The organism is Saccharicrinis sp. 156 (assembly GCF_050589685.1).
GTDB lineage: Bacteria > Bacteroidota > Bacteroidia > Bacteroidales > Marinilabiliaceae > Saccharicrinis.
Window position 1 is genome coordinate 1 of sequence record NZ_JBNGOS010000072.1, and the last position, 10,617, is coordinate 10,617.

Here is a 10,617-nt window from a genome sequence, read left to right on the forward strand (position 1 = left end):
TTTTTTGACGCTTTTTTGACAATTTATGAGCCTGAGGACAAACCGTTTTTTGGGTGGGTAAACTCCGTTTTATCTAAAATAGAAAGCAATCTGTATTTATCTTTTACTTTAAGGTGTTTTAAATAGTCGAAACACCTGTTTTTTACTGATTGAAAAAAGTATGCCTTAAGCGAAGTTCTGACTATTAGAGAGTCATTATTTTCCCATAACCACACAAAAAAATCCTGTACAATATCTTCGCTCACACATCGGTTAAATACATAAACTTCAGCAAATTGTACTAGGCTATCGTAATAATCCTCAAAAATGACTTCGAAAATCCTTCTATCACCATTCCTTAGCCTTTTTAAAATGTCCTGATCAAAACGATATACTTCTAATGGTTTTTCATGACTTAAGGATTTCATGCTATTATTTGTAGATATTTAGTAAAACTACATAAATATAAGTTACCTGTTTATATCGTTCTACTTTTATTCACATTCAATGATATCGCTTTTCCTTCTTCACAAAAATACAGTACATAAAAAACAACTGCATACATTAATCCAACTTTTCTTATCACAATACCGCTCAACCACACAACAAAAACAATACCAGAACAAAAGGCGTCAACACATTGAACGCCTTTATAATATTATTATGATTTTATCTTAATTCGATTATTGATTCCAGTATTCGTCAACTATTTTCTTGATATGCGGATAGTTTTCATCGGTATCTCCTATTTCTTCACGCAGTGCTTTGAGTTTCTTTTTCATCATTACTTTAACCTGGGCGTACTCTGGATTATCATATACGTTGTTCATTTCTTTCGGATCGTTTCTTAAATCGTAAAGCTCCCAGGCCGGAGGTGTATGACGGGTAAAATCGTTACCCCACGATTTTTTGTTCCATTCAGCATTCGGGTCATCCGTATCTACCCAATATTTTCCGTAAAAGAATATCAACTTATAATCCTTGGTTCGAACCCCAAAGTGAGCAGGATTTGCATGACGGTGAGCCATATGCATCCAATATCTGTAATAGGTTGCATCCCTCCATCCTTCAGGTTCTTGACCGGTTTCAAGAACTTTTTTAAAACTTTTACCTTGCATGTACTCAGGCGTTGTTCCTCCTGCCATTTCAATTAAGGTAGGTGCAAAATCTGTATTGTTAATGATGGCATCTGTTCTTTGTCCCGCTTTAATTTTTTCAGGGTAGTGAACAATAAATGGCATACGCATTGACTCCTCATACATCCAACGTTTGTCGATATAATCGTGTTCTCCTAACATAAAACCCTGGTCTCCTGTATAAACAATAATGGTATTCTCCCAAAGTCCTTCTTGTTTAAGGTAATCGAATAAGCGTGCCAGGTTATCATCCACTCCTTTTACGCAGCGCAAATAACGCTTCATATATTCTTGATAAGCCAGCTTTGTATACTCAGGATCAGGGATATTCTGATCTATATCCATATGCATACCCATATTACGAATAGTATTTCGATGTGAAACAGATGATCCAATAATATTAATTAACTCATCATTATAACCTTTGGTTCCAACAGAACCATTATTCTTATTATCATACAAACTAGCTGGCTCAGGAATAAATGTTTCTTCTAAATAATCCTTATAGCGAGGCGCAAACTCAAACAAATCATGAGGCGCCTTATAATGGTGCATTAAAAAGAACGGCTTCGTTTTATCCCTGTTTTTTAGGTAATCTAAGGTAAGATCCGTAATCACATCCGAACTGTGACCTTCTGTTTTAATGGTTTTTGTATTCTTAGTTATTGGAAACTCATACTTCATTCCTTTTTCAATAAATACCGGATTGAAGTATTCTCCTTGTCCGCCATGTCCAACAAGCACTTTATAATAGTCAAATGCAGATGGTTCATTGTGCAGGTGCCATTTACCTATAATAGCCGTTTGGTATCCCAGCTTTTTCATTTCTTCAGGAAGATACTGTTTATCACCAATATGTCCTTCCAAGTCGACTACTCCATTAACATTGCTGTACTGCCCCGAAATAATACAAGCTCTACTGGGCGTGCAAATAGAGTTGGTAACATAACAGTTGTCAAATATTATTCCTTCCTCTGCAAACTTATCCAAGGTAGGTGTAGGATTTAATTTTGCCAAACGGCTATTATATATACCCAAGCCCTGTGCGGCATGATCATCGGACATGATATATATTATGTTTGGTTTATTTTCTTCTTTAGTAACAGAACTACAAGATGCTGAAGCAGCCAACACGATGGTCAGCATTCCTATTACTTGACGAGTTGCATTAAACATGATAGTTATGATTATATATTATTAAAACCTAAAATTAACAGTAAGAATGAAACCAACATTACACAAACAGGTAAGAAAAAGAGGGGGGTTTTAAAATATCAACTCCCATTGACCACCAAAACAGCGTTTTCACCAATGTTCAAACAAAAGCCCCCCCTATTCATTCTTATTTGTTCCCTTTGAAATTAATCGCTTCGGGTAATTTTACATGTCTAAAAATAAGGTCATAATTAGTAACTATTGAGAATAATATAAATAAACACTATAACAAATGGACAGAAAATTACGAACGGGATTGTACATTTTAAGTACTGCCATTGCAATAACATTGGGCGGTTGCTCCACCACGTCCATAGATAAAAGCTCTGCATCGTCTGATGGTAAGGAAACATTTACCGCGGATTGGGAATCATTAAATAAAGTAAACCAAGTACCTGAGTGGTTTAAAGATGCTAAGTTTGGTATTTATGCACACTGGGGACCTGTTTCTCAGGCTTTTGTGGAAATGGAACCTAATCAACACATGGCTGGCTGGCACGGAATGATGATGTATGGAGTTAACGGAGTACCTAACTGGGAAACCGGAAAAAACACAGGAAAACCCACTTCCAATTACCTTCACCACAAAAAACTATTCGGCGACCCAGTCACAGAAGAAAAATTTGGATACAAGTATTTAATTGAAAAGTTTGACCCTAGTGGTTTCGACGCTAAAGAATGGGCTGAATTATTTGCACGCTCTGGAGCTAAATTCTCGGGTCCTGTCGCCATGCATCATGATAACTTTGCTATGTGGGACAGCAAAGCAACACGATGGAACTCGGTTAACTACGGCGGAATTGATGTATCCAAAGAACTTAAGTCTGAGATTGAAAAACGGAACATGAAGTTTTTAGCTTCATTTCACCACGCGTTTACCTGGATGTATTATGCGCCGGCGCACATGTATGGAAAGGTTGACCCAAAGGATTATGACCTTTATACCAACAAACACACCATGGACGACAAAATGCCTGATGATGAATTTCATGAGCAATGGTGGGCCAAGCTAAAAGAATATATTGACGTATATCAGCCGGATGTACTTTGGTTTGACTGGTGGTTGGAAAATATGACCGAAGAATGTAGAAAAGAATTTCTAGCATACTACTACAACAAAGGAATTGAGTGGAATAAAGATGTGGCTGTTCTGTTTAAGGAAACCACTTTTACAGAAGAGACTGCCATCAGAGATTATGAACGTGGTCGCCCGAACCAAATAAAAGAGCAAGCCTGGATTACGGACACTTCCCCAGGTGCCTGGTTCCACAGATCTAACGCGAAATTTGTTACAACGAATCAGCTGGTTGATATCTTAGTTGATATTGTATCCAAAAACGGTAACATGTTGTTAAACGTACCACCAGATCCGGATGGAACTATTCCCCAAGTGATGAAGGATCTTTTAATTGGTATGGGAGATTGGTTAGCGGTTAACGGTGACGCCATTTATGGAACACGTCCCTGGGTAACTTTTGGAGAAGGACCAACTCGGCTGCCATCGGGTGGTCATAAAATTGAGCGTAAAAAAATTGTATACCAAGAAACCGATATTCGTTTTACGAAAAAATCGGATACTGAATTCTTTGCTATTGTAATGGATACGCCTAAAAAGGATATCGTTATTAAGACTTTAAGTACCGATATGGCTGTATTACCAGTAGCTATTGAGAAAGTGGAACTATTAGGTAGCGACGAAGAAATAAAGTGGAAAAGAACTTCGAAAGGTTTAGAAATCAAAACCCCATCTTCATACCCTTCTAAACACAGTCATGCTTTCAGAATAATCTGTGAAGGATATAAAGAAGCGGATATAGGTGGAGCAATTGAGCAGAACTTATAATCAATCTATTTCCTTATATTAACTTTAAAAGCCTCCAGTCTGGGGGCTTTTTTATGCTTTATCATGCACCACATACAACCTTAAAAGACTTCATCCATCAACACCGCCCTCCCGATTGGTAAACATGTCGAAATTCTACTTGGCCTAAGCCATGACAGTATCTCCAAATCCTCAACCAAAACACCAATAAGCTACTAATGCAAAGCTAAGCATCCACACCTACTATCCCGTAGCATGAATCTTGGAGTTAAGGGATGATTAATGCAATAATCAAAAACTATTATACAATATCTCATAATTTCCATCCTCTAACGCCATTTTTTAATAAACCAATATATTTCAAAAACTCACGACTATCACATATAGATGTACTTACTTTCACGATACTAAATATCGAATATATCGCATATAGCGCCATACAAAACCTACTATGATAAGAATAGTTTAAAATATGAATTTAATTACATCACCTCTACATGAACCAGTTCACAAGTCATATCGGTCCTGTGTATACCAGTTACTTTAAATAGTGCATTAAAGTGTTTTGTCCCTTTGGGAAGTTCATTGAAGAATTCGTCGAGCCATACTTGATTGGTGAAGTTTCTAACGGTGGCAAGCGTGCCAATATCATTGTTGGAGGTTAAAAACAGGGCCACATTGTTGTTTTTCAAGGGCATACACGAAACCATAGCATATTCTGTTTTCCTACCGTTTTCGTTGTGCGTTGTATATTTCAGCTTTTTCGTGCCATCCTTATACATAAAGCCATCCACATACTTTGAAAACACTTTGCTTTTACTCAAAAACAGTGCGTCCGAAGCGTTCATGGTTTTAAATTGTCCCACATAAATTATATTGTAATCTCTGACTTGTTCTAATCGCAACTCCGACTCCAATCGCACTTCAAATTTATTGTCATGTGCGTAAAACCACCTATCCAATTCATGCAAGGCATAAGGTGCCATCTTTGTCATCATGGTATAGTCTGCAGCCCTTAAATCGGTTATATTATTATCGCTCATATATTTAGATAACTCATATTGCGAATTTATGCCTTTTATATGCACCGGCATCCACGAGCCATCCTCCAGTTCTTTTTCGCAAATAAGATGATCGGCTATAACACAAATATTCTGTGCCTTGGGAGAAAAATAGTCATCCCAACAATAGGATTTATCTTTAGGATAAAAAACAAAAACCAGGGCACTAAGGGCCAACACAATTCCCGCCAAGATAATGGCCATATTGTTTGTTAAAGATTTTTTTTCACCATTTAAATCATCGCTGTTTTCAATTTTCAGGGTTTCTATAAAATGCACATTATATTGTCCCTTCTCAATCCTGAAAATGACCTCATCCTGCTCCCCCACTGCCTGATAATACTCATCGAGTTTTTTTCGTAGGTTAAACATATATACCCTTACCCTGCCATCATTACTATCCGGATTGTAATTGTTTTGAAATAATTCAACTCCGATTATATGCTCTTTAATATCTTCACCTTCCACAGCCTTACCTACTAAAAAACTCAGTAAGCGCGCATTTCTGGGTGACTTAGTGAAAACATAGTGGTTAACAACCTTATCCAGTGACTGATTAATTTTTATGATATCGGGTATGCTTTTCATATAAGCACAAAACTATAAAAATCTAAACTAACAATAAATAATCATTTACATTTTTATAACATTGACTGTCAGGTTAGTTAACATTATAATTAACGGTTAAATTACAGTTTCTATTTACGCTAAACAACACATAATCATGTGGTTTTATAAATTTACATGACACTTAACGCCATAGATATCCATTTAATTTCTTTTAAAAATTATGACACGATTAGGACTCATTATTTTTGTACTTACAACTATAAGTATAGCCTCTTGCAGTAATTCACAACATCTCAACAAAAAGGAACTTTTTGACTTTGATTGGAAATTCACAAAAGGTGAAGCTATAGGATCAGAAAATCCAAACTTTATCGATAATGGTTGGCAAACTGTCAACTTGCCCCACGATTGGAGTATAGAAGGACCCTTTAGCAAAGACAACCCTTCGTTTTCGCGCGGAGGCTGGTTACCTGCGGGAAAGTGTGCTTATCGCAAAAATTTTATGGTTGCCAAAGATCAGAAAGACCAGCGCTTCGTTATATATTTCGATGGTGCCTACCGTAACTCTGAAGTTTATATTAACGGAAATCTTCTCGGGAAAAGACCATTGGGTTACATTGCTTTTTACTACGATATGACACCGCATATCAAATTTGGAGAATCCAATGTGATTGCCGTAAAGCTCGACAACTCTTCGCAACCGGGTTCTCGTTGGTATACAGGTACAGGGATCTATCGTCATGTTCATTTAATTACCACCAATAAGTTATATATCCCCATTTGGGAGAATTACATTGTAGCCAACAAAGCTTCTGAAAAAAAGGCCACATTAGCTATTGAAACCAAAGTTCAGAACGATTTTAAAGAGGACAAAAACTATAAAATCATTTACTCTGTTTATAATCGAAAAGGAATTGAAGTAGCCCGGAAGGAAGCCGAGCAAAACGCAAAAGCAGGACAAAGCCATACTTCAAAAACAGAAATTGCACTTAAAAATCCGGAATTATGGAATCCTGAAAATCCACATCTTTATTCTGTAAAAACAGAAATCATTACCGATGGAAAACTAATCCATTCGCAAACGGATAACACAGGAGTTCGGAATTTAGCATTCGATAGTGAAAATGGTTTCTTTCTAAATGGCAAAAACATTAAATTAAAAGGCGTTTGCCTGCATCACGCCGGTGGTCCACTGGGCGCAGCTGTTCACAGAAGAACTGTTGAGCGTCAGTTGGAGAAATTGCGCGAAATGGGATGTAATGCAGTTCGTACCGCCCACAATCCGTTCTCCGAAGAGTTTTTGAATGTATGCGACAGCATGGGTTTTTTAGTGATGAACGAAATGTTCGATGAGTGGGAAAAAGAGAAGGAACCTGCTACTACCCAAAACGGTAAAAAAGTAAGAATCCCTGTTGATTTTTACGCTAAGATATTTAAGGAGTGGGCAGATAGAGATATGACAGATTTTGTTCAACGTGATAGAAATCACCCTTCTGTTATCATGTGGAGTATTGGTAACGAAATAGACCAGATGCGCCGCCCCGAAGGAGAGCCCATCGGTAAACGCTTGGCGGATATCGTTCATAAGTTGGATTACCGTCCTGTTACAAACGGGGTACATGGTTATGGTTGGGGTGTTTGGCCTGATCCGGGTGCTGCTGCGGTCAATGATATTTACGGATATAACTATATTAAAGATGAAGGCCTGGACAAAGAACGCCAACAACAGCCTAACACCATGGCTATAATCACCGAACACGAATCAGCACAATCCTTCTACCCTCGCGGAACATATCTATATGGCGATGCAAAAACAGCTTGGTGGGACAAATTAGGCTATGAACATGATGAAGCCTACGAATGGGTCGAAAAAAGAAATATCCGGGGCGAAAGCGGAATGGATGCATGGAAATGGGTTAAAGAACGTCCGTATGTGATGGGTATGTTTATCTGGACCGGCTGGGACTACCTGGGTGAAGTGATTCCGTTTGGATGGCCTGCCCGTTCGTCTTCTTTTGCACCTATTGACTTATGTGGATTCCCAAAGGATGGGTACTACTTTTACCAAAGCCAATGGTCTGATAAACCCATGGTTCACATTTTTCCTCACTGGAACTTTAAAGGTATGGAAGGTAAAACCATAACTGTACACGCGTTTACAAATGGCGATGAAGTTGAATTGTTCCAGGATGGAAAATCCTTGGGTAAAAAGAAAAATAGCACAGAAGGAGTAGAATACCAAAGCTGGAACACAGTTTACCAACCGGGCGAACTTAAAGCTGTATCGTATAAAGATGGAAAAGTTTATGCAGAGAAAACGGTTAAAACAACTGGTGATGCTGCAGAAATCAAGATGGAAACCCGTCGCCAAACGATGAACGCCAATTCTCAGGATTTAATTTATGTGGAATGTACTATTCTGGATAATGACGGCAACGAAGTTCCAACGGCCAACAACATGCTTGAATTTGAAATTTCAGGACCAGCCACTATTGCCGGAGTTGGTAATGGTGACAACATGTGTCTTGAGCCTTTTAAAGCATCTTCACACACTGCCTTTAATGGTAAATGTTTAGCTATAATTCAATCTACTAAAGAAGCTGGAACTATTACGGTTACAGCTAAATCGGAAGATTTAGAAAGTGCAATGATCCGGTTAGAATCAAAGTAAAATCGATTCACCCTGACTGTTGAGTTAGGGCATCGAGAAATATACATCTTAGTCTTTAGCCATGATGCCCCAAAAGTCATGGCTTAAGCCATTAAATCATAGATAGCCGAAGCTGTTTCAAAAGTAGTATGCTCAACCGTGGAACTTATGAATTGTAAGTTGGGATACTAATAAATACCCATTCCATTTACACGGCCTTACAATTTATAAGATTGCTCAAAAATTTATTGACTTCTAAGTCAGCCCCTTATTGAAAATTCGCTAATTTTTTATTCATGAAAAAAAATCTCATCCCCTTTCTTCTTTTATTCTGTTTTCAACTTTTATCATCACAAAACAAGTTTGACACTTCCACAGTATCACTCACCCAATATCAAATACCTGAATGGTACAGTGATGCCAAACTTGGCTACTGGTGTACCTGGGGACTATATTCTGTTCCGGCTTATGCCGGTGATCATGCAGCAGAATGGTATGGCAGATGGATGTATAACGTGGACGATGGTTCTGGCAAAGAAAAAGGACATGGACATGAAAAACGTGGACTTAAAACGGCTGCCTATCACAAGGAAAAATTTGGGAATCCATCTGAATTCGGATACAAGGATTTTATCCCTCTGTTTAAAGCCGAGAAATGGAATGCCGATGAATGGGCCGACTTATTTGTGGAGGGAGGTGCTAAGTTTTTTGTATTTATGGCCATGCACCACGACAACTTTTGCTTGTGGGATGCAGAAACACAACCTTTCAACTCTGTTAAATTGGGTCCTAAAAGAGATTTTACATCGGAAATGAAAACTGCTATTCAAAAACGCGGGTTGAAGTTTGGTGTATCGAACCATTCAGCATGGAACGGGCAATTTTTTGAATACAACCATCGCAATGGTTTCGATGGTTTAAAAAAAGAAAACCATGCCTTATATGGCACAGGCAAAGTTGATTCTGCCGCTGTTGAAAGATGGTGGGCAACCACTACAGAGCTGGCCAACAAATACCAACCCGATTTATATTATTTCGATTGGGGATGGAATTTAAATGCCTTTAAAGAACAACACCGAAGAAACTTCCTGGAATATTATTACAACAAAGCCATAGATTGGGGAAAAGGAAAATTCCCCTCCCCTAACGTGGCTGTAAATTATAAAAACAGGAAAAAGCTTCCTACCGGATCGGCAGTGCTGGATTTAGAAAGAGGCGGCATGGAAAGTACTGAACCTCGCCTCTGGCAAAATGATACTTCGTTGGGTTTACACTCATGGAGTTACGCACCCGACGAAGAATATCGCTCGGCCAACCAAACTATTGATATGTTGATGGATATTATCAGTAAAAATGGTGTCCTGCTGCTAAATATCGGCCCTAAATCTGATGGGACCATCCCTACAGAAGCCAAAAAAACAATCAAAGAAATTGGAAAATGGTTGAAAGTAAATGGGGAAGCGGTATATGCCACGCGCCCCTGGGAAATATACGGTGAAGGCCCGACTGTTCCTAACGAAAAAATGCACGGCGACCAGGTTGAATACTCCTCCGAGGATATTCGTTTTACGAGAAGCAAAGACAATAAAACCTTATATGTTACTTTCCTCGGGTATCCCAACAAAGCACTTGTTCCATCTTTAGCAGAATTAAATTTGTCAGGTTTAAAAAAAGCCACCCTTTTATCCTCTAGAAAGAAGGTAACATACAAACAATCCGCTAAGGGCTTAAAGTTTAAATTACCTGCCAGTCTGCCTAAAGATGATTTTGCTTACTCTATCAAGTTAACGTTTAAAACATCTATTTCTTCATTTAAAGAGAATTTGTAGTTGGTCACCGCCCCTATCCTCGTGGTCAGATTGTAACTGACCTTTCCCAGAATGACGGACATTTCCATGGCCATTCTGGGAAAGGGGAGAATCGTTCTGGGTAAAGTCACAATAAATATTTCTTGGAAAATATTGGTACTGTCCTAGTCCAACATCATTCTCCCCTAGGTCAGGAGTGTTCTTGCCGAACTATCTGCCAAACTCTGAAAAAAACAATATCCCCCTTTTTTTACAAGCATTTTATTCAACTCAAAAATCTGGTAATTACTAACATTGTCTCTTGACTTCCGCATTGGGACACCCTAAAAATATTTTAAGATAATTTCATAAAGTTCTTCTTGTTCAGTGTCCATTT

Annotated in this window: 6 protein-coding genes; 3 read left to right on the top strand and 3 right to left on the bottom strand. The window is 38.3% G+C overall.

The features are described 5' to 3' along the window. Positions 1-23: 23 nt before the first annotated feature. Both ACRD64_RS24595 and ACRD64_RS24600 read right to left on the bottom strand, forming a co-directional pair. Positions 24-407 carry a sigma factor gene (locus ACRD64_RS24595; RefSeq protein ID WP_430937176.1) on the bottom strand — a complete coding sequence of 128 codons (384 nt, stop codon included), beginning with the start codon at positions 405-407 and terminating at the stop codon, positions 24-26. A gap of 255 nt (positions 408-662) precedes the next feature. Continuing rightward, positions 663-2,291: a sulfatase family protein gene (locus ACRD64_RS24600; RefSeq protein WP_430937178.1), complete on the bottom strand. Its 1,629-nt coding sequence runs from the start codon at positions 2,289-2,291 to the stop codon at positions 663-665. 271 nt (positions 2,292-2,562) lie between these two features. Here ACRD64_RS24600 and ACRD64_RS24605 point away from each other — a divergent pair, with 271 nt between their 5' ends. Continuing rightward, positions 2,563-4,173: an alpha-L-fucosidase gene (locus tag ACRD64_RS24605; protein WP_430937180.1), complete on the top strand. Its 1,611-nt coding sequence runs from the start codon at positions 2,563-2,565 to the stop codon at positions 4,171-4,173. A gap of 461 nt (positions 4,174-4,634) precedes the next feature. Here the strand turns inward: ACRD64_RS24605 and ACRD64_RS24610 are convergent, their stop codons facing one another. Beyond that, positions 4,635-5,801 (bottom strand): helix-turn-helix domain-containing protein, encoded by a 1,167-nt coding sequence (locus ACRD64_RS24610; protein ID WP_430937182.1) that lies wholly within the window; start codon positions 5,799-5,801, stop codon positions 4,635-4,637. Positions 5,802-6,003: 202 nt separating this feature from the next. Here ACRD64_RS24610 and ACRD64_RS24615 point away from each other — a divergent pair, with 202 nt between their 5' ends. Together ACRD64_RS24615 and ACRD64_RS24620 are read left to right on the top strand one after the other, a co-directional pair. Beyond that, positions 6,004-8,454, top strand: coding sequence for a glycoside hydrolase family 2 TIM barrel-domain containing protein (locus ACRD64_RS24615; RefSeq protein WP_430937183.1), 2,451 nt, complete (start codon positions 6,004-6,006; stop codon positions 8,452-8,454). 275 nt (positions 8,455-8,729) lie between these two features. Then, positions 8,730-10,262: an alpha-L-fucosidase gene (locus ACRD64_RS24620; RefSeq protein ID WP_430937184.1), complete on the top strand. Its 1,533-nt coding sequence runs from the start codon at positions 8,730-8,732 to the stop codon at positions 10,260-10,262. Positions 10,263-10,617 lie beyond the last annotated feature (355 nt).

Excerpts from the sequence above, each read along its gene's own strand:
- ACRD64_RS24605 (WP_430937180.1), top strand. The coding sequence starts at position 2,563 with ATGGACAGAAAATTACGAACGGGATTGTACATTTTAAGTACTGCCATT.
- ACRD64_RS24595 (WP_430937176.1), bottom strand. The coding sequence starts at position 407 with ATGAAATCCTTAAGTCATGAAAAACCATTAGAAGTATATCGTTTTGAT.
- ACRD64_RS24610 (WP_430937182.1), bottom strand. The coding sequence starts at position 5,801 with ATGAAAAGCATACCCGATATCATAAAAATTAATCAGTCACTGGATAAG.
- ACRD64_RS24620 (WP_430937184.1), top strand. The coding sequence starts at position 8,730 with ATGAAAAAAAATCTCATCCCCTTTCTTCTTTTATTCTGTTTTCAACTT.
- ACRD64_RS24600 (WP_430937178.1), bottom strand. The coding sequence starts at position 2,291 with ATGTTTAATGCAACTCGTCAAGTAATAGGAATGCTGACCATCGTGTTG.
- ACRD64_RS24615 (WP_430937183.1), top strand. The coding sequence starts at position 6,004 with ATGACACGATTAGGACTCATTATTTTTGTACTTACAACTATAAGTATA.